Below are 25558 nucleotides of genomic sequence, written 5' to 3' on the forward strand. Positions count from 1 at the left end.
CAATTACTTCAAAATGAAACGCTGTTCTAACTGAAAAGGAGTGCCATCGGGTGCCGTCGCAGAAATACTAATATGCCACTGCCCTTTGAATGGAAGGTCCACCGTGGCTTCGTAAATACCCCTTGTGCTTTCTGCCAATAATATCGTCTGGTCATAATCCTGTAGGGTAGGTCGACTGACTTTTGCGTTAACCACAAATGCACTTAATGCCACATCATTTTCATCAGACAACTGGAAGGTAATGGCTTTTTGATTACCTAGGGCTGTTAGTTCCAGAGTGGAGTTCCAGTTAAGCGCTTTCTGAGCTTCTGCTGCTTCAATGGTTTGGTTGTAATTCAGCCCATCGACATAGGCATTTTCCTTGAAAAGACCTGTCCAGGTATTGGTGGCAAAGTAGATAAATACGATATTCATCCCTATGATGACGCCAAAAAAAGCAAGGATCCAGGTCAAGAAGTGTCTTCCTGTAAATTGTTTCTTTTTCTCGCCTGGTTTAGGTGCATTCATAGAGGGCATTCTTTCTGTCGTAATCAATTGGGCTGTCATTTGTTCGGACCTATAAAGACAGTGTCATTTGAAACGCTGTATCCTGTGGTTTTGTCTGTCACTGTGATTGTGATGGGCTCAGAAGACGTAGAAAGCAGTTCAGAATCAACCGTAAGGAAGAGATGAACACTACGTAAATTATCAGACCTGACGTCAACAACCGGATTAAAACCAATGTTTTCAATATCATTTATCTTTATTTCATTGAACTCTAAACCAGTAACAGTGACAAGAAACTGGCGAGGTTCACGCTCTTTATTCAATATCTTGACGGTATAACCATTTCGGATTGATCCATCTGAAAGTTTCACAAACAGAGGGTTTCGATCCCTAAGCACGTTGAGATCAAGAGGTGAACGGTTCGCCAGGAGGTAAACCATGAAAGCACAAACAGCGAAGATAAGGACGGCATAAAGAACTGTTCTCATTCGAAGCAGGCTGAATTTCTGTGACGTCCCTTGTTGCCTTCGAACCATATTTGCATCTGTGTCATAGCCGATCAGACCGCGTGGGGTCCCCATCTTGTCCATGATACCATCACAAGCATCTATACAAAGTGCACAATTTATGCACTCAAGCTGAGATCCGTCTCTAATATCGATGCCCATAGGACAGACAACAACACATTGCTTGCAATCGATGCAATCACCAAACGCCTTTTCTGCCGCGTCCTTTTTAGCACGCCCCCGGGGCTCACCTCTATCAGAACGATAGGTAACTTGAAGAGAATCCTCATCCATCATTGCCCCTTGAATACGGGGCCAAGGGCACATGTAGATGCAGACCTGTTCTCGTGAGAGCCCCCCAAGGGTATAGGTGGTAAAAGTTAGGAGCCCGACAAAACTATACGCAACGATATCAGCCTGTAACGTTATGAGTTCTAAAAACAGAGTAGGGGCGTCGGCAAAATAAAAGACCCAAGCCCCGCCTGTAGCCATCCCAATAATGAGCCAAAGGGTGTGCTTTAAGGTAATCTTCCAGATCTTTTCAAAGCCCCATCTATGACGATGAAGTTTTATACGGGCGTTACGGTCACCTTCGACCCAGCGCTCGACAGCGATAAAGAGATCTGTCCAAACCGTCTGAGGACAAGAATATCCACACCAAACCCGACCAAACAGGCTGGTAAAAAAGAATAATACGAGGCCAGCTATAATCAGGATGCCCGTTATATAATAGATCTCTTGAGGCCAGAGCTCGATAAAGAAAAAATAGAACCTGTTACCGGGGAAATCAATAAGCACCGCTTGATCTGGTGCGCCCGGGCCACGATCCCACCTTATAAATGGCACGAGGTAATAGATGGAAAGCGTAAGGATCATGATCAACCATTTAAGTCGACGGAAATTACCTTCTGCTCGTTTTGGAAAAATAGGTTCACGTTTTTTATAAAGAGATCTGTTCTCTTTTTTATTCACGGCCTCCACCTGTACGGTGGCTTCCTTGACGATCTGCTCCAGCTTGGTGCTCATCTTATACAGTCGTTCTTTTCTGACGTTTTTAATAGGTATTTTTATACTTCGATTTTAAATCGAAAGTTGATATCACGGGGAACCCTAGTTCCCCGTGATAACGAGCCAGAATTTATGGCTTATTCACCGCCACCAAGTGAGTGGACGTAAATACTCAAGGATTTCACAGTTACCGGGTCAAGCCTTGCTTCCCAAGTTGGCATTACACCTTTTCGACCATAGGAAATGGACTGGATAACCGTTTTCCGATCCCCACCAAAAAGCCAAAGCTTATCAGAAAGGTTTGGCGCGCCCATTTCACGATTACCGACGCCGCCCTCAGCATGACAAGCAACGCAGTTGTCTACGAAAATAGGTTCTCCCCTGTTGGCTGCCTCGCTATCGGTGGAGGTTCCAGATAAAGAAAGTACATATTCCGCAACATCGGAAATATCTTGTTTTTCAAGAATTTCGTCAGCGAGAAAAGCTGTCATGTCGTTAAAGCGGGTTTCATCATGGGTCGAGCGAATACCATAATTAATGGTGAATAAGATCTCTTCCAAAGACCCGCCCCAAAGCCAGTGATCATCATTGAGGTTAGGGTACCCCTTTGCCCCTTGAGCACCACTACCATGACAACCAGAGCAGTTATCCCCAAACGCCGCTTTACCGGCAGCAAGAGCGAAATGATTAAGCGCTGGGTCTTTCGTAATCTCCTCAAGGCTAGAGGACAAAATTTTTGCTTCTTGTCCGGCTCGACTTGCCTTTACCTCTGCAATGTCACTTAAGACCTCACCACGTTGAGAATAACCAAGTACACCCTTAGTGTAGCTGGTCATAAGAGGCCAGGCGGGCATAACCACCCAATAAGCAATAGACCATAAAATTGTGGCGTATAAGACCCATAGCCACCACCGTGGCATGGGGTTGTCTAGTTCTTCGATGCCATCCCACTCATGACCTGTGGTATCGACACCGGAGATCTCATCTGTTCTGCGATTTCCTGCCATGACTAGTCATCCTCTAATGGAATATGGGCGGCGTGATCAAATTTGTTCTTGTTTCTTGGCCAGAGAGCATAAACCACTCCAGCCAGAAACATCACAACCAGATACACGAGCCCCCAGGTTTGCGAAAAAGTAGAAATGTCGTTGTATTCCATAACTTTTTTCCTATCGCAGTTCCGGACCTTCAGCCTTGTAGGCTGAGAAATCCACGAGGGTGCCAAGCATTTGCAGGTAGGCGATCAAAGCATCCATTTCAGTGATAACCTTGGCGTTGTCATCAAAGTTTCGGACCTGAGCTTTTGGATAACGTGCCAACAGCCCATCAGTATCACCATCGGGATCAACTTGTGCTCTAAGATCTTCTTCCGCCAGTTCAATCATCTCATCACTATAAGGTACACCAACCATACGGTTTGCTTCCAAATGCTCTTTGATGTCATTGAAACGAAGCGGCGTATCAAGTAAGAACGGGTAGCCTGGCATTACAGATTCAGGAACAATCCCACGTGGATTTACCAGGTGTTCTTTATGCCATTCATCAGAATATTTCCCACCAACACGTGCGATATCTGGACCGGTACGTTTAGATCCCCATTGATGTGGGTGGTCATACATCGATTCAGCAGCAAGTGAGTAGGGGCCATAACGCTCAACCTCGTCACGTAAAGATCTAATCATCTGTGAGTGACAGTTATAACAACCTTCACGGATGTAGATATTTCGCCCGGCAAGTTCGAGAGGAGAATAGGGACGCATGCCCTTCACCTTCTCAATTGTACTTTCCAGAAAAAACAGAGGCGCAATTTCAATCAAACCGCCAATTGATACGACGATAAGAATACCAATAAGCATTACGATCGAATTTTTTTCGAAAATGTCGTGTTTCATCATGATCAATGCCTCCTTATTCTGCTGCTAGAGGGCTAGGAACAGCTTCAGGAGCAAGAGAACGTTGTTCATCTCTTACATCTCCGCGAGCCGTACGCCAGAGGTTGTAGGCCATGATCAGAGAACCGATCACGAAACAAGCCCCACCGATTGCACGGATCCAATAGAAAGGATTCATTGCTTCAACGGTTTCGACGAATGAATACTCTAGGAAGCCATACTCGTCATAGGCACGCCACATCAAGCCTTGCAAAATTCCAGAGACCCACATGGAGGTGATGTAAAGGAGAATACCAATAGTGGAGATCCAGAAGTGGTAATTAACCAGCTTTAGGGAATAGAGTTGAGTTCGGTTCCAAAGCCATGGCACCATACAATATAGAGCACCAAAACTAACAAAAGCTACCCAGCCCAATGCACCAGAGTGAACGTGACCTACGGTCCAGTCTGTATAGTGAGAAAGCGAGTTAACAGCCTTGATCGCCATAACAGGCCCCTCAAAAGTACTCATACCATAGAAGGCAATGGAAACGACAAGCATTCGAATGACAGGATCCGTACGAAGTTTATCCCAAGCGCCCGAAAGCGTCATCAAGCCGTTGATCATGCCACCCCAGGAAGGCATCCAAAGCATAATAGAGAATGTCATGCCCAGATTTTGCGCCCATTCAGGTAAGGCTGTGTAGTGTAGGTGATGCGGTCCGGCCCATATATACATAAAAATAAGTGACCAGAAGTGTACTATGGAAAGGCGATAGGAATAGACTGGGCGGCCCGCGCGTTTCGGTACAAAGTAGTACATAATCCCTAGGAACCCAGCCGTCAGGAAGAAGCCAACAGCATTGTGCCCATACCACCACTGAACCAGAGCATCTTGTACACCAGCGAATACAATATAACTCTTGGAGCTGGTCCAGGAAACAGGCACCGTCAGGTTATTAATGATGTGTAACATGGCTATGGTTACGATAAAGGCGAGGTAGAACCAGTTCGCGACATAAATGTGTGGTTCACGTCTTTTCCAGAGAGTACCAAGGAAAACAAACAGATATACTACCCAAACTATTGTTAGCCATAAATCAGCATACCATTCTGGTTCAGCATACTCTTTTCCTTGAGTCGCCCCCATAAGGTATCCTGTTGCGGCAACAACAATAAAAAGTTGATATCCCCAAAAGACAAACCATGATGAAAAGACACCAGGAAGACGTGCCTTACATGTTCGTTGAACAACATAAAAGGATGTTGCGATAAGAACGTTACCGCCAAAGGCAAAGATCACAGCCGAAGTGTGTAGGGGACGTAGCCGACCAAAATTTATGAAAGATGTGTCAAAGTTCAAATCTGGGTATGCCAATTGAAAAGCAAGTGTATCCCCAGCTAAAAACCCTGCGATACCCCAAAATACTGAAGCAATGACACCAGCTTTAATAACCTTTAGATCGTACTCTATTGGTGTGCCTGATGCCTGACTGGCAATACGTTCTGAGTTGTCATAATAAGATTTAATAAGAACAAACAAACCAAGTAAAAATGCGCCAGCGAATAGATACGCATGGATGCTCATTACTGGGTCTTCTGTTCGTGCGGCTGTTAATGTGGCATAGAAAGTACCAATTACCAGTGCCGCTGCGATTACCCATCCGTCGATGGACAACCTCCCTTTAGCAGTAGTTTCCCGAGTCATTCCTGAAGTCGCCTTTTTTAAAAAAAACGTGGTAAAACTGCTGGATAGAAAACCCAACAGCCCTTGTAACCTACCCCTCAAGTACATAAGAGCATTGATCTAAGTCAATAGTACGGGTTGACGCACCCTTATGAAGGCGAAACTAGTTGATTTATACGGTTAATTACTTAAACGCTTACATAATCGGATCGCGTCACAAACGTATCCCTTATCTGCAAGTTGGTTAGGAATGGATTTAGTGTAACCACTTTCAGGGATAATTGTATGCTGAATATCCATAGTTAGGTGTATGGCATGACATGTTCTGGAAATAGCTTGTCCTTCAAGCCACTCTAATAGAGTGTCTGATATGTCATTCCGACCAAGAAAGTCTGCAGTTACATAGTTTGTAACATCCATAACCATTTGATGTGAAACATCTTCGACTATTTTATAACAGAGAACTCCCAAATAATAACCAGCCGTATTTTTAACCGTGATAATTCCACATTCACGGCTATTCCGACCGGTAAAACTATCTACATAGCTTTGCCACTCATCGGTCGTAATGTCCTGTTTCAACGTTTGAATTAACGGTAAAAGTTGAAGGCAGTTATTTTGATCAAGGGAATTAATTGCAAATTGCACTTTAGATTACTCGCATATGGGGTTATATTTTGATTGAAGTGCATTTCAAAGAATTGGTCTTTGATGTAGGTCAATTTGACGCACAGATTTTACGAGTTATCTGTTTCTCATTATCGAGTGAGGTAGTATCACTCTAATTAAACATAAAAAAGATGTAGTCAGGAAGAACAATAAATGAGAAGTCGTTCTCAAGTTGCACCTAAAATTGATTCTCATGTATCCGGACATTCCCCTTGTGAAAAATGTAACATCGCCGAGATGAGCCTCTGCCATGCCCTGTCGTGTGACGATCTGCAGCAGCTCTCTTCTATCTCTTCAAGTATTGAAGTGGGCAAGGGGGTTACAATTATTAATGAACAAGACCCAGCAAATTTTCTGTTTAATGTTACCGGTGGCTCCGTAAAACTTTACAAACTTTTGCCAGATGGTCGACGTCAGATGACCGGCTTCCTGTTTCCCGGTGATTTCCTGGGTATAGCGATGAACGATTGTTATGCCTATTCAGCTGAATCCCTGGAAGACACAAGATTGTGTCGTTTCTCCCGGGCGAAACTCGAAGAATTATTGAAAAAACTACCCCACCTTGAAAATCGCTTATTAAATATGGTTTCAAACGAACTCGTGCTAGCCCAAGACCAAATGCTTTTGTTAGGTCGTAAAACGGCTAAAGAAAAGGTTTGTAGCTTCTTGCTTTCTCTTTCGAAGAGAGTCCAATCCAAAAATGGCCAGGCAACAAACATATCTCTCCCGATGGGACGCTCTGATATAGGTGATTATCTTGGGCTCACCACAGAAACAGTTAGCCGCACACTCACTAATTTGAAAAAAAGCGGTATAATCTCCATTCCTACAAACGGTGAGTTAGAAATAACTGACATGCAAGAGCTAACAGATCTTGCTGAAGGGCTAGACTAACCTACTTACTGTCAACTGAACTCCGAATAAATTACTTAAGATATTTCGTAATTTTATGGGTAATGCTTGAGCTATTTTGACTAAGTTGCTACACAAGAACTGCCCGATCTGAGAAATTCAGATCAATAAGCTTTGGGAAAAGGGATCTTTACGCTGCCTCACGGCGCGATTGGATGCACTTCCCAAAGCGAGCCGCTTATCGTGCAATTTGTAAGTCGCGATCCAAAACCTATTCATTTAGAGTTTTGGGAGGATGTGCTTCGCGCACATCCTCGGCTGGCTTGCTAACTTCCTATAATAACATCTATTTACATGTTCTGGTTTTATCGATGCTTTTCTTCGGTTAGCATCTGTTTAGTTGTATTTCTAATTCCTAAATTCAAATCAAAAACCATTGGAACCATAAATCATGACCACAAAACAATTATGTCAAAAACTTGGAAAACATCATCCAGCCTTTGGATGCTGGATCGATATGTTCAATCCATTGGCCACTGAAATTATCGCCCAGGCTGGTAATGACTGTTTGATGGTTGATTTGGAACATGGTCCTGGATCAGTTCTTGACGCGATAGTCCAAATGCAAGCTGCAAGAGCTTATGGGCCCAAAGTATTTGTTCGTGTGTCCCACAATTCTTATTCTGAAATTAAACGCGTTTTAGATGCTGGAGCTGATGGTGTAATGGTGCCATCTATATCCTCAGCTTGTGAAGCCAGAGATGTCGTAAAGGCTTGTCTTTATGCTCCCAAAGGGAAAAGAGGCGTTGCCTCTACCATAGTACGCGGCGCTGATTATGGGGTCCGGGCAATGGAATACCTTGAAACATTCAACGATGAAGTCATGATCATCTGCCAGATTGAGGATGCTGAAGGCGTTGAAAATGCAGCTGAAATAGCATCTACCGACGGGGTGGACATGATTTTCATTGGACTTTCTGATTTGTCCGCGGATCTTGGATTCCCAGGACAAACAGATCATCCCGTAGTGTTAGAAGCAATCCAAAAGATCGAACTCGCAGTTAAAAAGGCAGGAAAATTACTCGGGGCCATCCCCACACCACAACGCCAAGCGACTACTCTTTATGAATCTGGTTATGACTTGGTTCTTGATGGTGGCGACATCGGATTTGTTGTTAAAGGGGCAAGGGCAAAAGTAGATGAACTCAGATCAATACTAGGAAGATCATAGTTTTATATGAAACGAGCATTAGGTGGGAATATAACTCACCTGATGCTGACTATGTTATAACTTCACAGCCACACAGTACTGTTTTTTCTGTTTAAATTTCTCACAAGCCTTAGCAGCTAAAGTTTTCGTTTCATAAGCAGAACCAAGAACTCGATAAAAAGTACCCTTCCCAGAGATATCCACAGCTTTCAATTGGAGCTTTAGACCTTTCATTTCTCTTGGAAAAGCATTTTTGAGTTCAGCCCATTCTTGCTCTGCACTTTTCTTACTTTTATTCGATGACAAATGAAGGGCATAGCTCCCCCCGGATGTGATTTCTGGAGGCTGGGCCATCTTTTCTGAAGCCTTTAAAGGAGCAGGAGTACTTGTACTTCCGTTAGGCGCTTTTACGGGTTCTAAAGCTGAGGTTTCTATTTCAGGAGAATTAGATTTTGTATCTTCAGAAGGGCTTGTAACGGAATCCATAGCTTCTTTTGTTGCGTCTGATGCCTGTTTTGTCCCTTCTTTAACTCCTTCCCATAAACCAACGCCCCACCCTTTGGTTTCTTCGTAAATGCTGCTACCTGCGCAACCACTCAGGAGTATTATAGAGCTTAGAAGTAGGGGGGGTAGAAAAGATAGTCGTAGGTTTGGCATGTGCGAGCACCAAATAAATTAGGTTAATATTTCCTAACTAACCTAATTCGATTTTCTTTATAAAAAGATAATGAACTCCCTAAAAGGGTAATTAATTCTGTGGCTTGCGGTGATGTTTTTCAATAAATCCATTAATCACCTTGGATACGCTTTCGCGCCATTTACGGCCATTAAAAATGCCATAATGCCCGACATTTTTTTCAACATGATTTTTGTGTTTGCTTTTAACAAGTGAGGAACACATGTGGTGTGCAGCTTCTGTTTGACCTGGCGCTGATATGTCATCGAGCTCGCCCTCAACAGTTAAAAGAGCCGTTTTCTTTATCTTGGATGGATCTACTTTTTGACCCTTCCAATCCATTGTTCCGTTTGGCAAGCTTCGCGATTGGAAAACATGCTCAATGGTATCAAGATAAAATTCGGCCGTAACATCCATGACTGACAAATATTCATCGTAAAATTTATTATGGCTTTCGGTAGAATCCCCATCTCCTACGATTAGATTATTATAGTGCTGCATATGAGCATCGACATGACGGGCTGAATTCATCGAAATGAAGGCCGCAAGCTGTAAAAATCCTGGATAAACACGTCGCCCAGATCCTTCGTGATGGAGTGGAACAGAAGCTGTTAGATTATTCTTAAACCAGGATAACGACTTACTATCTGCAAGTTTTGTCACTTCTGTTTCGGCAGCTCCCGGATCTACAGGTCCACCCATTAAGGTCATTGTACTGGGCTGGTCTGGATCGTCATTTGCGGCTAAAATAGATACGGCAGCCAGAACAAGAGGCGCCGGTTGGCACACAGCAATGACATGAAGATCCGGACCTAAGAGGTGCATATAATCGATAAGATATTGAATATAATCTTCTAGACCAAAAGAACCATCAGATTCTGGTACCTTACTCGCATCTTTCCAGTCAGTAATATAGACCTCATGATCTTGAACCAGTGTTTGCACGGTTCCCCTTAAAAGTGTCGCAAAGTGACCTGACATTGGGGCCACGAGAAGTACTTTTTTAGGATTTTTGGCGAGGTCACATTTAAAACGGATTAAATCTGCAAATGGCTTATGGTCAATCCTGGCCAGATCAATGGGATGTATACCATCATCTTTCTGGATAGCCTGAAAACCCCATTCGGGTTTACCACGATGGCGAATAACACCTTCGATGACATCGGCACTTGCCGCCATCATTTTACCGATATGAGTCTGAGACATAGGGAAGAGCGGGTTATTAAAATATGTTTTTGTAAGCTCTGTCATGGCACGCATTGGCCCCAATGCAGCGCTTTGCATATCAAAAAACGTATATAGCACAGTGTTTCCCCCGACGCTTCAGTCTCAGTATTATAGCATTCAAAACACCTTAAACGGGCCGTTATATTCGACTTTTCGTTTTAGGATCGTATCGATTTATCTTATTTGTGCACTGCACAATACATTGAAGGCTATGCGTCTTTGACCGGACAGTCAACGATTGTATAAAGTTTCATGTCATGGTCGCGAGAATGTCATGAAAAAGAAATAGTTGTTAACCTAAACCGGATCTGGTTTTAAAGATCAAAATCAAGAAGAGGTTGGCTACTACATTCTTGCTTGCCTTTTTCAGTGAGCTTACAGACTTGCCAATCTGGTTTCAAAACATTGTTAAACCAAAGCTCAGCCCAGCCATGATCGATACAAGCTTTTATAAGCTTGGAATCATAGTGTTGGCCAAACTCGTCAAAAAGCGGCAACTTTCCACCTGCTTGATCAAGCCCGCGTTTAAGCCATGAGAGTTGCTTGGCGTTTGGTTTTAGTTTTTGAGACATAACAGGAAGATTTTAGCACCTTCGTTAGCAAGAACAAAGGACTTGTAGATAATGTTTATATCATTATCACTAACTTTAAATATCGCGCTTGGTAAAGTGAACGAGGCTATTGAATTGCTTTATTCATCTGGGTGAGGGGAGTGATTGATCATATTCCCAGAGGAATATGCATTACACCCTTTGGCTGAAGAATTCTTTTGACCAACTCTCGATACTCTACATCCCAGACCAAACGATCAACATCGATATCATCGTTCCGTTCACTGAAAGAACAATTGGTTTTGTTTGCCTGTGTATCCAAGCGATATGTATGATTAAATTTTCCCATGCACCTATCTTAAGCAGAAAAACTAGAGCGGTGGTGGGGCAAAAAAGTGGTAAGAATGTGAACACGCTTATCCATTAAAGCCAATACAAGGGGTTGAATCAATATACATCATATTTTTCAAACCCTTGCGTTGGTTAACTAATTTTAATAATTAGATCACATTCAGTTCTTTTATAGGCGCATTTTTTAAAATTCGATCAAAATCGAAGATAGATAAATCAAGACTCCGGTACCTGCCATGAACGATTTGTTCTGACAATGCTCGACCAACCGCTGGTGCCTGCTGTAAACCATGTCCACTGAACCCGTTGGCGAAGTATAAATTATCTATTTGGGGGTGACTCCCCAAGATAACGTTCTGATCCAATAGGTTGTATGCGTAATGTCCGGCCCAGGCATTTACCTGTTTAATACTTTCGAAAGCAGGAACTCTGTGGGCAAGGATTGGCCAAATTGTTTCATTAAACAAATTGTAATCAACTTCATAGTCAAAACACTGGGGATCATTTTCTTCGCCAGGTGAAACCCCGCATATGAAATTTTCACCTTCGGGGCGAAAATACACTCCACTGCTATCAACAACCAATGGACAACCTTGTATTTCATCTCGACAATGAAAAACAAAGACACATCGTTTTCTACTTTCCACGGGAAGTTGGATCCCTGCCATTGAGGCTATGCGGGATGCCTTTGGCCCTGCAGCATTGATAAAGGCCTCGCCATGGATCAGATCGTTATTCTTTAAAAGAGCGGAGTGGATTTTATTGCCTTTATATTTAAGGCCCATAACCTCGTCATATAGATAATCGACCCCCAATTCTTTGTTTTTCGACCTGAATAATTGCAGTAAGTTAAATGACCCCCGGCAAAGCCGGGGGCTTAAGCGGGTGAGCCCCTTAAAGGGGCAAATTGGGAACCGCTAAAGCGGTTATGGATTGAATATATCCATTTGGTCAAAGTACTTATCACGCTCTTCTTGCGTTCTGATATACTCCCTCACCATCTGTTCATCGAGCCCTACAGTTGAGACGAAATATCCACGGGCCCAAAAATTTTCACCCTTGAAATTCCGTGCTTTATTTTTGAATTTTCGAGCTATGGCAATCGCGCTTTTTCCTTTTAGGTATCCAACGTGTAGAGCGTCAACCACTTTGTCCGGTTGCGTCAACCACCTTGGCCGCTTTTGATGCGGCTGTGATCTGACGTTTATTTACGATGCTTCAGGCATATTTTTCACCTTTTTGTTTGTGGTTTTCCGCAACATTTTTTTGAGATTTTGGGCGGCTTCCCATTGTCTGTAGCTGTCGATATTCATCTCAAGAATGGTTGAGTGGTGAACAAGACGATCGATTGCTGCAACGGTCATGGCCTTATCTTGAAAAATATTGTCCCATCCGCTAAAAGGTTGATTGGCAGCAATTGCAATACTTCGGTACTCATATCGTCTGGCGATCAATTCAAAGAGCACGGATGTTTCAGATATATCCCTTTGTGCATAGGTAATATCATCGAGAATGATGAGATCAAATTTATCGAGTTTTGCGAGGGCGTTTTCGAGCATAAGTTCACGTCTGGCAGCCTGGAGTTTTTGCACCAGATCACTGGTTTGCGTATAGAGCACACGGTATCCAGCCTCTATAAGAGCATAACCTACGGCGCATAGGAGATGAGTTTTTCCTCCCCCTGAATTTCCAATGGCAATCAGATTTGCTCTTGCGTCAATCCAGTCACCGGCAGACAAGGCTTCGACCTGCGCCTTTTTCACGTTAGGCAGCCGCTTGAAGTTAAAAGTGGCCAGAGTTTTTCCGCCCAGCAGGTTTGATGCGTTGAGATGGCGTTGAATGCGTCGCGTGTCCCTTTCGGCCAATTCATATTCGGCCAAAACGGCAAGGAACCTGGCTGCTGACCAGCCCTCCTTGTCGGATTGGATTGCGATATCTTGCCAGTGTTTGTGAAAGCTGGGTAATCGTAAGTCAGTTAGCATAAGAGGCAGCTTGTGCTGATCCACTTCAATGTTTGTCATGCCCGATCCTCCAACAGAGTATCAAAGACTGATAATGAAGGTTGAACCACGGGAATATCAGGAGGTAAATCCGTGTTCTTTTTTGTGATATTCAGCTTAAGTTTTTTTGCGCAAGGTAGCCTTCCTGCATTGATTTCTCTCGAAATCAGGTGCGCGACTTCGGCCTCACAAGCCTCTTCGTGCGCAAGGAAAAGTATCCCAACCATCTGACGACACGCATCTCTGCGGGACAACTTTTTCTGAAACAATGTCCAGGCCAGGGAGTACTCGGTTCTTGGAAAAATACTGTCACGATAAATAGAATTGGCGAGTGCCTGAGGTTTACGTTTGAGAGCATGAATGACGTGATGATAATTGATAACATGAATGCGGGGGCCTTTGCCGTGCCCCCGCTCACGAGAATGGCTGACGACATGAGTGCTGCCTAGATAGGCTTCTATCCGGTTATCGTAAATATGGACACGCAAGCGTTGACCAATTAGGCGAGAAGGGGCGCTATAAAAAACCTGCTTAACTAAAAAACCACTTGTTTTGGTAACTCTCGACACGACTTCAGTGTAATCTGTTGTTCGCCGAGGAGGTAACGCCTTGAGAGATTTCAACTCTGTTTGGATATCTTGGTCACGATGTTTGTTCCGTCTAGCAATCAGCTCGTCCAAAAATCGCCGATACTCATCCAAAGTGTCAAAGTCATTACTGCCACGCAAAATCAGGGCCTGCTTTATCGCAGTCTTAAGGTGACCGTGGTGAGATTCAATGGCACCGTTCTCGTGTGATTCCCCTCTGTTATTTCGACTGGCCTCCATACCGTAGTGCTCAACAAAAGCAGAATAACGTTTGGTAATGTCCTCCTTTTCCTCAACGCTCAAATTCCGAAAGGCCGCAGACAGGCTGTCGGTCCGGTGGTTTTCAGGAGCGCCCCCCAAGGACCAAAGCGCATTTTGTAAGTTCTCCGCAAGGGCTGTAAAACTCTCACCGCCAAGTACGACCCCAACATGTTCCCATCGGCTATATACCAGAACAAAATGATAGAGCCGATGCACCAAAGGATCTCCTGCAATGGTAATACTTAAGTCGGCTGCATCCGTGAAATCTGATTGGCCCATGTAACCCGGCTCAGGTGTTTGCCTGAAAATGATATCCTTTTCAGGGCCATTCAGAGCCCGCCATCCCCGAACTCGGCGCTCTAACGTGCGCTTGACACGGTCATCGGGAAAACGGAGCGGATAGAGGCTCTGTATGTGGCGCAACAAAGTAATGGGTTTGACCGAGTTGTCTTTATCCAAAATGGGAAGGATGTCCTTATCCCAGATATCTTCAAGCGGATCAGAAACTGTTCGCCCTCGCTTTATATTGCGTTGTGACGGTAAAGTCGCATCAACGTCAAATCGGCGGGCCGTGCGTTCGCTAAACCCTGCGCGGGCAGCGGCGGTTCGTTGACCATGAGTTTTTCTATCTGTCATGTAAAGTCTCAGTTGTTCATCTGTGATAAATTTATACGGCAAACAGGTTCCTCCAATTACATCTAGAGGTTCCTAATTTATCAACTCACAGCAGCTTGTAACTAACACCAAATTAAGCCTTGGCCGGTGGATCTGATTATCAAACGGGCACGCCCTTTTTAATGATCAGATCCACCGGCCAAGGTGGTTGTCGCAACCGGCCAAGGTTATTGTCGCTGAACACCAACGACTTTTGAAACAGCATGTTTGGGCGGTATGCTGATACACATGTGAATGTGATCCGGCATCAAATGGCCCTCCTCAATCTTACTTTCGCGATGCCCGGCCAGTTCATGGAAAATTTCACCAAGATACTGACGTAGGTTGCCATAGATAACTTTTTGCCTGCGTTTAGGGATGAAAACCACGTGGTATTTACAATCCCATCTCGTATGTGCAAGGCTTTTGTAATCTCTCATCGGCTAATTCCTTTGTTATTTTGGTCAATAAACAAAGAAATGTAAGACCGTGGGAACGGTCAAACCATTGAGAGTCCCCCGGCATAGCCGGGGGTTTACCGGATTAAATTATAGGCGTCAAACCATCCTTCCCCTTTATTTTCAAGAGATCCCAAGGAAAGATCATCGCAATTCATCCATGGAAAGCGATCACCGAGCTGCGTTGGAGAAAGCAAGCTGATTTCAGCTCCTAGTTCTTTCTGGACCTTATTATTGTTTCTAAGAATACCCTCACCAGCTGTACTTGCCAGTAATAGATAGCCTTTTTCTTGTAACCCGATGTCAAGATCAACGTCAGATTGACTTCCATCACTTAAAGCAAGGTTTTCTCGAAGGTTTCGAAGAAATTCAATACCGTATTGGGAGATTTTAATATTCTCTGGTGTCGAGAATTGCTGTCTTATTGATGCAGCAGATAGAGTTGTTGAAGAGCTTTGATAACTGTTATCTTTTTCAATTACTGTTACTTTACCGTCAAAGTCGGGATCGTTTGCAATAAAGAAGGCTGCCGCGCTTCCTATAATTCCGCCACCGATTACCACGACATCTGATGTAGGATACATAAATACTCCATGTTTACATATTTTATACAAAAATACCTTTAGCGTATTTATTATCTCAATCAACCTAATTGCTATAAAAGTTCACAGATATTCGAAAATAATTCAAAATAATTGGGGTAATATATTACCTATTTTTTAAGTGATTGTTTTTATTGATTTATTTGCAAAGCTAAAAAATAAAACCGTTTGACAGCTCATAATCACTGTAATAGAACCCAACCACGCAAGAGCACAGTGTGTGTCTTGCTCCCTATTACAACAGTATGCAGTGGCTCTGTTATATGAAAACTTATTCTGCTAAACCCGCAGATATTGAAAAAAAGTGGTTCGTGATTGACGCTGAAGGCGTTGTTCTCGGTCGCTTGGCTGTAGAAGTCGCAAATATCTTACGCGGTAAAAACAAAGTGACTTACACTCCACACATGGATTGTGGTGATAATGTCATTATTATCAATGCTGAGAAAATTGCCCTTACCGGTAACAAACTCGCTGACAAGAAGTACTACTGGCATACCGGCCACCCGGGCGGTATCAAAGAACGTACAGCTGGTCAGATCCTTGATGGTCGTTTCCCTGAGCGCGTTGTTCAAAAAGCTATCGAACGTATGGTTCCTAAAGGACCTCTCGGCCGTCAGCAGTTGCGCAACCTCCGTGTTGTTGTTGGTCCTGACCACAACCACGAAGCTCAGCAGCCTGAAGTTCTGGACATTGCTTCCAGAAACATCAAGAACAAGAGGAGCCAGTAATCAATGGCTGAAGAAACTCTCAACTCTTTGAGTGATCTTGGTGATGTAACTCCTGCTGCTGAAGAAAGCGCAATTGTTGCTGAACCTAAACTCGACGCACAAGGTCGTGCTTACGCAACTGGTAAACGTAAAGGTGCTATTGCACGCGTTTGGCTCAAGCCTGGTACTGGCGTTATTACGGTTAACGGTCGTGAAGAAGCAGTTTACTTCGCACGTCCAGTTCTTCGTATGATGCTTGCTCAGCCATTTGAGACAGTTGAGCGTACAGGTCAGTTCGACATCGTTTGCACCGTTAAAGGTGGTGGTCTTTCTGGTCAGGCTGGTGCTGTTCGTCACGGTATCTCTAAAGCTTTGACTTATTTCGAGCCAGGCCTTCGTCCTGCTCTGAAAGCTCGCGGCTTCCTTACACGTGATGCCCGTGTTGTTGAACGTAAAAAATACGGTAAGGCGAAAGCCCGTCGTAGCTTCCAGTTCTCCAAGCGTTAAGCTTCAAAGAACAGAAGTTCGAAATATATGGAAAGGGCTGCCGTTTGGCAGCCCTTTTTGTTTTATAAACTGAATATGAAAAATCCAGCTTTTGGCTGACTTTGCCTGATTATTATCAAGTATAAAAAAATAAAAATTTAAGAATGAATCAATACCTTTAGCGCAAAATATATACCCATATTGTTAGAATGGTTACGGCGACGTCCAAAAATAATCTCTAGTGCCACCGTATGATAAGTTCCAATCTTGGAGCAGACATGCAAGACAAGGCCCAAAATGAAGCGCAAAAAAGTCCCTTCGAAAATCGGCGGTCCCTTTCTCGACTTTTTTTAAAAAACCCAGGTATTGTTCTTGTTACTATTTTATTGATTGCCCTAGGTATTATCGGGTGGCAGGTCAACAGGCTTCAATCCGATATTATTAAGAGCCAAGCTATTCAAAATGCGAACCTCTTAAGTAAAACCCTCACAGAATTCCGTACGCTCTATACAATAGATGTCGTTGAACGAGTTAGAAATAGTGGAATTATTGTTACACATAATTTCTTAAAACAAGAAGGAGCCATACCACTACCTGCAACACTTAGCATGATTCTTGGTAATCGTTTTAGAGAACAAAACGAGGGACTTTCAACAAGTCTGTATAGCCCTTACCCATTTCCATGGAGAGCCGAAGAGGGAGGGTTAAAGGATCAATTTGCCAAAGATGCTTGGAAAGCACTCTCTAAAAATCCCGAAAAACCCTTCTATCAATTTGATAATACTAACGGGATCCCCGTACTTCGGTATGCAATTGCAGATCTGATGCGGCCCGCTTGTGTTAATTGCCATAACACGCGAACAGATACTCCCAAAAATGACTGGAAAGTTGGTGACCTGAGAGGTGTTCTCGAAGTAACGAGCTCTTTAAGAACCCCTATATCTGAAGGACAAACGAGTATAGGACACACTGCTCTACTTATGGGAAGTGTAACTCTGTTTCAGATCCTAATTCTAGGAATGGTAATGCGTAACCTGAAAAAAGAGCGCGTCAGAGCACAAGGGTTTGCCAAAGAAGCGAACAGAGCAAATCAGGCTAAATCAGAGTTTCTTGCAATGATGAGCCACGAAATTAGAACTCCCCTTAATGGCATTTTGGGAATGACACAATTACTTCTCAGTTCAGATTTGGATCAAAATCAAAGAATGAGAGCAGAAACGGTAATTACTTCAGGTCAATCCCTACAGGCGATTATCAATGACGTTCTGGATATGAGCAAGATTGAAGCAGGAAAAGTTAGCCTTGAGAGAGTTAACTTTGATCTAAATTCGTTATTATCAAGTGTTATGTCTCCATTTCGTCACAAGGCAAGTGATCAAGGTATTGAATTTCTGGTCCAATCAAATATTAACGTATTAGGTCCTTTAACTGGGGATCCGACAAGAATACGGCAAATCCTGTGGAATCTGGTCAGTAATGCAATGAAATTTTCTGCTAGAGGACGGGTAATCGTTTCCATGGAAAAAATTTCGCTTCCCTGTGAAAAAGTAACCGTAATTAGTGATTATGTTATAAGACTTGATATCATTGATAATGGCATAGGGATCTCTCCCCAGAATTTATCTGACATTTTCAAACCATTTATACAAGTTGACGTTTCAACGACAAAAGATTTTGTTGGGACGGGCTTGGGTCTAGCCATCGTCAAAAAACTCGTAGAGACAATGGGCGGGACAATTGAAGCTGAAAGTCAGCTTGGGCGAGGGACCCATTTCTCTCTCTATATCCCTCTTGATAAATCCGAACCAGGGTCAATTAGCAACAACTTTACCGACGACACGCAATTGAAAGCAGCACAAGATATCTCTCAGCAATTTATATTGGTTGCTGAAGATAACGAGGTAAACGCGACGATTGCTCAAGAATTTTTACAAAAAAACGGTCATATTGTTACTCTTGTTAGCAATGGATTAAAAGCTGTTGAAGCTATTGAATATAATGCTTTTGATGTTGTGTTCATGGATATTCATATGCCAGAGATGGATGGAGTTGAAGCAACAAAAATCATCCGCAAAACAGCCGATAAAGACAAATTACCCATTATTGGATTGACGGCTGAGGCATTTACCGAACGACACACTGAATTTAAAGAGGTAGGGATGAACGAAGTTCTCACGAAGCCCTACACAGAAAAACAGCTGATTAACACGCTCAAAAAATACGCCTCCGCCTATAATCATGATAAGTTAGCTCAAAAGAAAAATGTTGCAGAGTTGCTCCAAACGAAACTTTCCCCTGATACGGGTGAAATTTCAAATCTTCCAATCGGAAATGTAAAAGGTCTAAAAGCTTTCGAACAGACATTAAGTCATGAAGTTGCCTGTAAATTACTGGATAAAACGCAACATGCCATCCAACAATTAGCTACTGATATGCACAACGGCTTGGAGAAGAGCGAACCAGAGTTGATCTATAAAGCTGCTCATGGAATTAAGGGAACAAGCAGTGCAATGTTTGGGCAACGGTTATCTAATATTGCACAAGAAATAGAACGCTGTGCTTATGACCTTGAAAAAGTAGGACAACTTATATCCGAGTTGGATAGTACCGTTGAAGAAACACTCCGTTGGTGGAAAGAATATAGAGACTTATTACAACATGAAACTGGGAACAAATAAGGCCTGCAATGGCATTCGACGACCTCTTCGTTCTAGGGCCAACATCCCATCTGTGATAAAATTCATGGTCTAATTTAATCCGGTAAACCCCCGGCTATGCCGGGGGACTCTCAATGGTTTGACCGTTCCCACGGTCTTACATTTCTTTGTTTATTGACCAAAATAACAAAGGAATTAGCCGATGAGAGATTACAAAAGCCTTGCACATACGAGATGGGATTGTAAATACCACGTGGTTTTCATCCCTAAACGCAGGCAAAAAGTTATCTATGGCAACCTACGTCAGTATCTTGGTGAAATTTTCCATGAACTGGCCGGGCATCGCGAAAGTAAGATTGAGGAGGGCCATTTGATGCCGGATCACATTCACATGTGTATCAGCATACCGCCCAAACATGCTGTTTCAAAAGTCGTTGGATACCTAAAAGGAAAAAGCGCGATTGCCATAGCTCGAAAATTCAAAAATAAAGCACGGAATTTCAAGGGTGAAAATTTTTGGGCCCGTGGATATTTCGGGCTCTTCTCCGCTTTGTTGAGTAGAAAAAGATGCCGACCGCCAAGTAACCTGTTGATATGTATGGTTTCTGATAACTTTACATAGAGCAGGTATATGACAATCAACATCTCGCAGCATATTTTAGGCCTCAAAGGGCAACGTGTAAATGAAATTAAACTGGATGACGGCGGTGTTAAGATTGTCATTCACTGCAGCCGAGACGCGCGTAGGAGGGCTATAGACCCTGCTACAGGCCAGAAGGGAAGCATCAACCAGCATGTCCGCCGACAAGTAAACGACATCCCCCTTTTTGGGTATCCTTGTGTGGTCGAGATTGAGCTGGCGCAGGTTTATATTAACAAGGGCGAACGCCGCATTGAGGGGTGTGATTTTGTTGATAAAGGGTGCCGTTTCACTCACCGATTTTGCCGACTGATCAGTGGATTATGTCGGCATATGTCTATTCAAGCGGTTTCCAGACATTTGGATATACGATGGGAAACGGTCAAGAATATCGACAGGGCATACCTTATTGAAACTCTCCCTACGCTTGATCCTGCAGAGCTAACTGGCTTGGAATATATTGGTGTAGATGAAGTTGCCCGGGCGAAAGGTCATGACTACATGACGGTGGTCTACGATATGGTTGGCGGTCATCTGATCTGGGTTGAAGCAGGCCGAACTGCCGAGGTTTTTTCAAGGTTTTTGAAACAACTGCAACCAGATACAGCCTGCAAAATAAAGGCCGTAGCGATGGATATGGGGCCTGCCTACCAAAAGGCTGTCAGAGAGTCCTTGCCGTTGGCCGACATAGTATTTGACCGTTTCCACGTCATGAAAAACTACAGCAAAGCTATCCATAATCAGCGTCGACTTGAGTTCAGAAAGGCCGATCCAAGTGGTAAAGAGTTGATGAAAGGGACGCATTATCTGTTGCTCAAAAATGCGGATAAGTTGAGTGAAAAACAAAGTGACAAGCTGCAAAGGTTGCTGGAGAGCAATAGCAACCTGAATGCACTTTACGTCTTGAAAGAACAGCTTCAGCTGCTGTGGAGTGCCGCTTCATTTGAGGCGATGGCGGAGCAACTGGAACGTTGGTGCCTGATAGCAGATCAGTCACAGATGCTCTATCTAAAAAAGTTCGCGAAATCCCTACGGAAACATTGTGTGGGCATCTGCAACTACGCCAAACACAAGCTCACAAGCGCCAGGATAGAGGCTGGTAATGTCAGTATAGGAATGATCCGTAAGCGAGCCAGAGGCATCAAGGATACCGAATACTTCAAACTCAAAATTAGACAATCATCCATTCCAGATAATCAATCTATGCTCTATTTGAAATCCTAAATCTACTCAACAAAGCGGAGAAGAGCCATATTTCGTCTCAACTGTAGGGCTCGATGAACAGATGGTGAGGGAGTATATCAGAACGCAAGAAGAGCGTGATAAGTACTTTGACCAAATGGATATATTCAATCCATAACCGCTTTAGCGGTTCCCAATTTGCCCCTTTAAGGGGCTCACCCGCTTAAGCCCCCGGCTTTGCCGGGGGTCATTTAACTAAATTACTGGAGTATATGATGTTTCTTAACTGGTTCTCTCGTATTCCTGTTCTAGCCCTTCTTACAATTATTGGCACCGGTGTAAATCAAGGCTTTGCACTTGATGAGAAGGAGAATTTAAAAGCGACAACTCTTCATTATCCACCCTATGAATTCGAATTTAACGGAATTCCCGCAGGTATTGCCGTGGATATATTACAAGAAGCCACCCGTCGGGTTGGGTTGAGTGGTGTTGATATTACATTTTTCCCATGGAAAAGAGCGGTTTTTGCGACAGAAACTGGAAAAATGGATGTCTTGTTTAACGCCGGTGTAAACGAAGCCCGTAAAAAATGGGGCCTTTACTCTAAACACACCCTGATTATGCAGGAGTATTTTCTGTTTACCCGCCGGGGGGAAAATATAGCTACCACCATGAATTTTGATAATGTTGCTGACAAAAATATCGCTGTGCGTCGAGGTTACCTATACGGCTCAGGCCCTTTCAAAAGGGCGATTACGACAGATAACGCATTCCAGAGAGTTGCGCTAAGCGAATCAACCGAGAACAGTGTCCGCTTATTATTAGGCAACAGGATAGACATGTTTGTTGGCGATTATCTGCCTGTAATGCACTATATAATCAACAACGACCTAACCAATAAAATTGAGTTGGTAAAAGTATCGGGTAGTGATGAGAAGTTGAAGGTCTTGGTATGGCCGACCTATTTTTTGTTTTCAAAACTATCCGTAGACAAAGAGTTCGTCACCAGATTTGATAGCATACTTAAACAAATGATCGAGGATGGAACTTATAAAAAAATTCATGACAAATATAATGCCATCTATGGATCTGCTCAGGAATAATCACATAGAAGAAGATTAATTGTGTCTTTAATATCAGTTATATCCATTAATAATGACATTAAAGACACATGCTCGTAATTTATTAATCAGGTCAGTAATAAATACAGAGCGACTGAAGCCAATCCCATTCCCATTAAGATATTGAAAAAACGCAGGTGCCTCTCTGTTTGGACCAATCGTTTTGCCTGCTGGCCAACGACCGCCCAGGATCCAACACCAATAAAGCAAATAAAGAAATAAAGGCTGCAAAACAAGACCAGGTTTGAGACATCACCCTTGGCTGTGAAAGCGGTTACACCTGAGATGCTGGCAATCCAAGCTTTAGGGTTAAGGACATTAAGTAAAACACCCTGGAAGAACCCAGGCTGATTTCCTTCCTCAAGAGCGATTGTCCCTTTGGAAAATGTGATCTTATAGGACATGTACAACATAAAAGCCGCACCAAAGTAGCCGATTAGCTGCATGAAATCTGGGAACAGCGCGATTAGTTCAGCAGCGCCAATGCCAATACAGAAAAGAAGGGAGGTAAACCCAATAGTTGCACCTGCCACAAAAGGAACCGTCCTGTACACACCGTGATTGAGCCCAGATGTCATTGTGATGATATTAACGGGCCCCGGTGAAATCGACATCGTAAGGGTGTAGAGCGTCAACCACTTTGTCCGGTTGCGTCAACCACCTTGGCCGCTTTTGATGCGGCTGTGATCTGACGTTTATTTACGATGCTTCAGGCATATTTTTCACCTTTTTGTTTGTGGTTTTCCGCAACATTTTTTTGAGATTTTGGGCGGCTTCCCATTGTCTGTAGCTGTCGATATTCATCTCAAGAATGGTTGAGTGGTGAACAAGACGATCGATTGCTGCAACGGTCATGGCCTTATCTTGAAAAATATTGTCCCATCCGCTAAAAGGTTGATTGGCAGCAATTGCAATACTTCGGTACTCATATCGTCTGGCGATCAATTCAAAGAGCACGGATGTTTCAGATATATCCCTTTGTGCATAGGTAATATCATCGAGAATGATGAGATCAAATTTATCGAGTTTTGCGAGGGCGTTTTCGAGCATAAGTTCACGTCTGGCAGCCTGGAGTTTTTGCACCAGATCACTGGTTTGCGTATAGAGCACACGGTATCCAGCCTCTATAAGAGCATAACCTACGGCGCATAGGAGATGAGTTTTTCCTCCCCCTGAATTTCCAATGGCAATCAGATTTGCTCTTGCGTCAATCCAGTCACCGGCAGACAAGGCTTCGACCTGCGCCTTTTTCACGTTAGGCAGCCGCTTGAAGTTAAAAGTGGCCAGAGTTTTTCCGCCCAGCAGGTTTGATGCGTTGAGATGGCGTTGAATGCGTCGCGTGTCCCTTTCGGCCAATTCATATTCGGCCAAAACGGCAAGGAACCTGGCTGCTGACCAGCCCTCCTTGTCGGATTGGATTGCGATATCTTGCCAGTGTTTGTGAAAGCTGGGTAATCGTAAGTCAGTTAGCATAAGAGGCAGCTTGTGCTGATCCACTTCAATGTTTGTCATGCCCGATCCTCCAACAGAGTATCAAAGACTGATAATGAAGGTTGAACCACGGGAATATCAGGAGGTAAATCCGTGTTCTTTTTTGTGATATTCAGCTTAAGTTTTTTTGCGCAAGGTAGCCTTCCTGCATTGATTTCTCTCGAAATCAGGTGCGCGACTTCGGCCTCACAAGCCTCTTCGTGCGCAAGGAAAAGTATCCCAACCATCTGACGACACGCATCTCTGCGGGACAACTTTTTCTGAAACAATGTCCAGGCCAGGGAGTACTCGGTTCTTGGAAAAATACTGTCACGATAAATAGAATTGGCGAGTGCCTGAGGTTTACGTTTGAGAGCATGAATGACGTGATGATAATTGATAACATGAATGCGGGGGCCTTTGCCGTGCCCCCGCTCACGAGAATGGCTGACGACATGAGTGCTGCCTAGATAGGCTTCTATCCGGTTATCGTAAATATGGACACGCAAGCGTTGACCAATTAGGCGAGAAGGGGCGCTATAAAAAACCTGCTTAACTAAAAAACCACTTGTTTTGGTAACTCTCGACACGACTTCAGTGTAATCTGTTGTTCGCCGAGGAGGTAACGCCTTGAGAGATTTCAACTCTGTTTGGATATCTTGGTCACGATGTTTGTTCCGTCTAGCAATCAGCTCGTCCAAAAATCGCCGATACTCATCCAAAGTGTCAAAGTCATTACTGCCACGCAAAATCAGGGCCTGCTTTATCGCAGTCTTAAGGTGACCGTGGTGAGATTCAATGGCACCGTTCTCGTGTGATTCCCCTCTGTTATTTCGACTGGCCTCCATACCGTAGTGCTCAACAAAAGCAGAATAACGTTTGGTAATGTCCTCCTTTTCCTCAACGCTCAAATTCCGAAAGGCCGCAGACAGGCTGTCGGTCCGGTGGTTTTCAGGAGCGCCCCCCAAGGACCAAAGCGCATTTTGTAAGTTCTCCGCAAGGGCTGTAAAACTCTCACCGCCAAGTACGACCCCAACATGTTCCCATCGGCTATATACCAGAACAAAATGATAGAGCCGATGCACCAAAGGATCTCCTGCAATGGTAATACTTAAGTCGGCTGCATCCGTGAAATCTGATTGGCCCATGTAACCCGGCTCAGGTGTTTGCCTGAAAATGATATCCTTTTCAGGGCCATTCAGAGCCCGCCATCCCCGAACTCGGCGCTCTAACGTGCGCTTGACACGGTCATCGGGAAAACGGAGCGGATAGAGGCTCTGTATGTGGCGCAACAAAGTAATGGGTTTGACCGAGTTGTCTTTATCCAAAATGGGAAGGATGTCCTTATCCCAGATATCTTCAAGCGGATCAGAAACTGTTCGCCCTCGCTTTATATTGCGTTGTGACGGTAAAGTCGCATCAACGTCAAATCGGCGGGCCGTGCGTTCGCTAAACCCTGCGCGGGCAGCGGCGGTTCGTTGACCATGAGTTTTTCTATCTGTCATGTAAAGTCTCAGTTGTTCATCTGTGATAAATTTATACGGCAAACAGGTTCCTCCAATTACATCTAGAGGTTCCTAATTTATCAACTCACAGCAGCTTGTAACTAACACCAAATTAAGCCTTGGCCGGTGGATCT

Annotated in this window: 24 protein-coding genes and 4 pseudogenes; 9 read left to right on the forward strand and 19 right to left on the reverse strand. The window is 43.8% G+C overall.

What is annotated here, in order from left to right; all coding sequences use genetic code 11:
• Positions 1-3: 3 nt before the first annotated feature.
• The 7 genes from ACOGW3_RS17650 to ACOGW3_RS17680 all read right to left on the reverse strand — a co-directional run bounded on the left by ACOGW3_RS17650 (position 4) and on the right by ACOGW3_RS17680 (position 6206).
• Complete coding sequence (locus ACOGW3_RS17650; RefSeq protein WP_419904203.1) at positions 4-546, reverse strand: FixH family protein; 543 nt, start codon at positions 544-546, stop codon at positions 4-6.
• Positions 543-2018, reverse strand: coding sequence for a cytochrome c oxidase accessory protein CcoG (gene ccoG, locus ACOGW3_RS17655; protein ID WP_419904204.1), 1476 nt, complete (start codon positions 2016-2018; stop codon positions 543-545). The genes ACOGW3_RS17650 and ccoG overlap by 4 nt, the downstream gene beginning before the upstream one ends.
• 119 nt (positions 2019-2137) lie before the next feature.
• A complete protein-coding gene (gene ccoP, locus ACOGW3_RS17660; protein WP_419904205.1) occupies positions 2138-3007 on the reverse strand; it encodes a cytochrome-c oxidase, cbb3-type subunit III in 870 nt (289 codons plus the stop codon).
• 2 nt (positions 3008-3009) lie between these two features.
• Entirely contained in the window at positions 3010-3159 is a 150-nt protein-coding gene (locus tag ACOGW3_RS17665; RefSeq protein WP_419904206.1) for a cbb3-type cytochrome oxidase subunit 3, read from the reverse strand.
• 10 nt (positions 3160-3169) lie between these two features.
• Positions 3170-3895, reverse strand: a complete 726-nt coding sequence (gene ccoO, locus ACOGW3_RS17670; protein ID WP_419904207.1) for a cytochrome-c oxidase, cbb3-type subunit II — start codon at positions 3893-3895, stop codon at positions 3170-3172.
• A 13-nt stretch (positions 3896-3908) separates the two neighbouring features.
• Positions 3909-5579, reverse strand: coding sequence for a cytochrome-c oxidase, cbb3-type subunit I (gene ccoN / locus ACOGW3_RS17675; RefSeq protein WP_419904208.1), 1671 nt, complete (start codon positions 5577-5579; stop codon positions 3909-3911).
• Between the two features lie 159 nt (positions 5580-5738).
• Positions 5739-6206 carry a hypothetical protein gene (locus ACOGW3_RS17680; protein WP_419904209.1) on the reverse strand — a complete coding sequence of 156 codons (468 nt, stop codon included), beginning with the start codon at positions 6204-6206 and terminating at the stop codon, positions 5739-5741.
• Positions 6207-6380: 174 nt separating this feature from the next.
• Between ACOGW3_RS17680 and ACOGW3_RS17685 the strand changes: the two genes are divergently transcribed.
• Both ACOGW3_RS17685 and ACOGW3_RS17690 read left to right on the forward strand, forming a co-directional pair.
• Positions 6381-7121, forward strand: a complete 741-nt coding sequence (locus ACOGW3_RS17685) for a helix-turn-helix domain-containing protein (protein ID WP_419904210.1) — start codon at positions 6381-6383, stop codon at positions 7119-7121.
• A gap of 409 nt (positions 7122-7530) precedes the next feature.
• Positions 7531-8310, forward strand: a complete 780-nt coding sequence (locus ACOGW3_RS17690) for an HpcH/HpaI aldolase family protein (RefSeq protein ID WP_419904211.1) — start codon at positions 7531-7533, stop codon at positions 8308-8310.
• Positions 8311-8364: 54 nt separating this feature from the next.
• On the opposite strand, the gene ACOGW3_RS17695 is transcribed toward ACOGW3_RS17690, so the two are convergent.
• The 9 genes and pseudogenes from ACOGW3_RS17695 to ACOGW3_RS17735 all read right to left on the reverse strand — a co-directional run bounded on the left by ACOGW3_RS17695 (position 8365) and on the right by ACOGW3_RS17735 (position 15638).
• Positions 8365-8775 (reverse strand): SPOR domain-containing protein, encoded by a 411-nt coding sequence (locus ACOGW3_RS17695; protein ID WP_419904212.1) that lies wholly within the window; start codon positions 8773-8775, stop codon positions 8365-8367.
• 262 nt (positions 8776-9037) lie between these two features.
• Positions 9038-10270: a polyhydroxyalkanoate depolymerase gene (locus tag ACOGW3_RS17700; protein WP_419904213.1), complete on the reverse strand. Its 1233-nt coding sequence runs from the start codon at positions 10268-10270 to the stop codon at positions 9038-9040.
• 236 nt (positions 10271-10506) lie between these two features.
• The gene (locus ACOGW3_RS17705; RefSeq protein ID WP_419904214.1) at positions 10507-10764 is read right to left on the reverse strand and encodes a hypothetical protein; all 258 of its coding nucleotides are present in this window, start codon (positions 10762-10764) and stop codon (positions 10507-10509) included.
• A gap of 479 nt (positions 10765-11243) precedes the next feature.
• Positions 11244-12002 (reverse strand): NAD(P)/FAD-dependent oxidoreductase, encoded by a 759-nt coding sequence (locus ACOGW3_RS17710; RefSeq protein WP_419905948.1) that lies wholly within the window; start codon positions 12000-12002, stop codon positions 11244-11246.
• An 18-nt stretch (positions 12003-12020) separates the two neighbouring features.
• Positions 12021-12260, reverse strand: a pseudogene (locus tag ACOGW3_RS17715) (transposase); the annotation flags it as partial.
• Between the two features lie 42 nt (positions 12261-12302).
• On the reverse strand, positions 12303-13115 hold the full coding sequence (istB, locus tag ACOGW3_RS17720; RefSeq protein WP_419901088.1) for an IS21-like element helper ATPase IstB: 813 nt from the start codon (positions 13113-13115) through the stop codon (positions 12303-12305).
• On the reverse strand, positions 13112-14620 hold the full coding sequence (istA, locus tag ACOGW3_RS17725) for an IS21 family transposase (RefSeq protein ID WP_419901087.1): 1509 nt from the start codon (positions 14618-14620) through the stop codon (positions 13112-13114). The genes istB (ACOGW3_RS17720) and istA (ACOGW3_RS17725) overlap by 4 nt, the downstream gene beginning before the upstream one ends.
• 179 nt (positions 14621-14799) lie before the next feature.
• Positions 14800-15036, reverse strand: a pseudogene (tnpA, locus tag ACOGW3_RS17730) (IS200/IS605 family transposase); the annotation flags it as partial.
• A gap of 95 nt (positions 15037-15131) precedes the next feature.
• Positions 15132-15638, reverse strand: a complete 507-nt coding sequence (locus ACOGW3_RS17735; protein ID WP_419904215.1) for an FAD-dependent oxidoreductase — start codon at positions 15636-15638, stop codon at positions 15132-15134.
• Between the two features lie 281 nt (positions 15639-15919).
• Between ACOGW3_RS17735 and rplM the strand changes: the two genes are divergently transcribed.
• The 7 genes and pseudogenes from rplM to ACOGW3_RS17770 all read left to right on the forward strand — a co-directional run bounded on the left by rplM (position 15920) and on the right by ACOGW3_RS17770 (position 22431).
• Positions 15920-16384: a 50S ribosomal protein L13 gene (gene rplM, locus ACOGW3_RS17740; protein ID WP_419904216.1), complete on the forward strand. Its 465-nt coding sequence runs from the start codon at positions 15920-15922 to the stop codon at positions 16382-16384.
• A 3-nt stretch (positions 16385-16387) separates the two neighbouring features.
• The gene (gene rpsI / locus ACOGW3_RS17745) at positions 16388-16870 is read left to right on the forward strand and encodes a 30S ribosomal protein S9 (RefSeq protein WP_419904217.1); all 483 of its coding nucleotides are present in this window, start codon (positions 16388-16390) and stop codon (positions 16868-16870) included.
• A gap of 257 nt (positions 16871-17127) precedes the next feature.
• Positions 17128-19527 carry an ATP-binding protein gene (locus ACOGW3_RS17750; RefSeq protein ID WP_419904218.1) on the forward strand — a complete coding sequence of 800 codons (2400 nt, stop codon included), beginning with the start codon at positions 17128-17130 and terminating at the stop codon, positions 19525-19527.
• A gap of 181 nt (positions 19528-19708) precedes the next feature.
• Positions 19709-20041: pseudogene (gene tnpA, locus ACOGW3_RS17755) on the forward strand (IS200/IS605 family transposase); the annotation flags it as partial.
• A 96-nt stretch (positions 20042-20137) separates the two neighbouring features.
• The gene (locus tag ACOGW3_RS17760) at positions 20138-21370 is read left to right on the forward strand and encodes an ISL3 family transposase (protein ID WP_419901077.1); all 1233 of its coding nucleotides are present in this window, start codon (positions 20138-20140) and stop codon (positions 21368-21370) included.
• A 28-nt stretch (positions 21371-21398) separates the two neighbouring features.
• Positions 21399-21506 (forward strand): annotated as a pseudogene (locus tag ACOGW3_RS17765) (IS200/IS605 family transposase); the annotation flags it as partial.
• A 97-nt stretch (positions 21507-21603) separates the two neighbouring features.
• Complete coding sequence (locus ACOGW3_RS17770) at positions 21604-22431, forward strand: substrate-binding periplasmic protein (RefSeq protein ID WP_419904219.1); 828 nt, start codon at positions 21604-21606, stop codon at positions 22429-22431.
• Positions 22432-22517: 86 nt separating this feature from the next.
• Here the strand turns inward: ACOGW3_RS17770 and ACOGW3_RS17775 are convergent, their stop codons facing one another.
• From ACOGW3_RS17775 to istA (ACOGW3_RS17785), 3 genes are all read right to left on the reverse strand, one after another.
• The gene (locus ACOGW3_RS17775; RefSeq protein ID WP_419905949.1) at positions 22518-23063 is read right to left on the reverse strand and encodes a LysE family translocator; all 546 of its coding nucleotides are present in this window, start codon (positions 23061-23063) and stop codon (positions 22518-22520) included.
• 85 nt (positions 23064-23148) lie between these two features.
• Positions 23149-23961, reverse strand: a complete 813-nt coding sequence (gene istB, locus ACOGW3_RS17780; RefSeq protein WP_419901088.1) for an IS21-like element helper ATPase IstB — start codon at positions 23959-23961, stop codon at positions 23149-23151.
• Positions 23958-25466 carry an IS21 family transposase gene (istA, locus tag ACOGW3_RS17785; RefSeq protein ID WP_419901087.1) on the reverse strand — a complete coding sequence of 503 codons (1509 nt, stop codon included), beginning with the start codon at positions 25464-25466 and terminating at the stop codon, positions 23958-23960. Before istA (ACOGW3_RS17785) ends, istB (ACOGW3_RS17780) begins: the two co-directional genes overlap by 4 nt.
• Positions 25467-25558: the final 92 nt, after the last annotated feature.

Origin of the sequence: Kiloniella sp. (assembly GCF_965205715.1) — a bacterium.
In the GTDB taxonomy this organism is placed as follows: domain Bacteria; phylum Pseudomonadota; class Alphaproteobacteria; order Kiloniellales; family Kiloniellaceae; genus Kiloniella.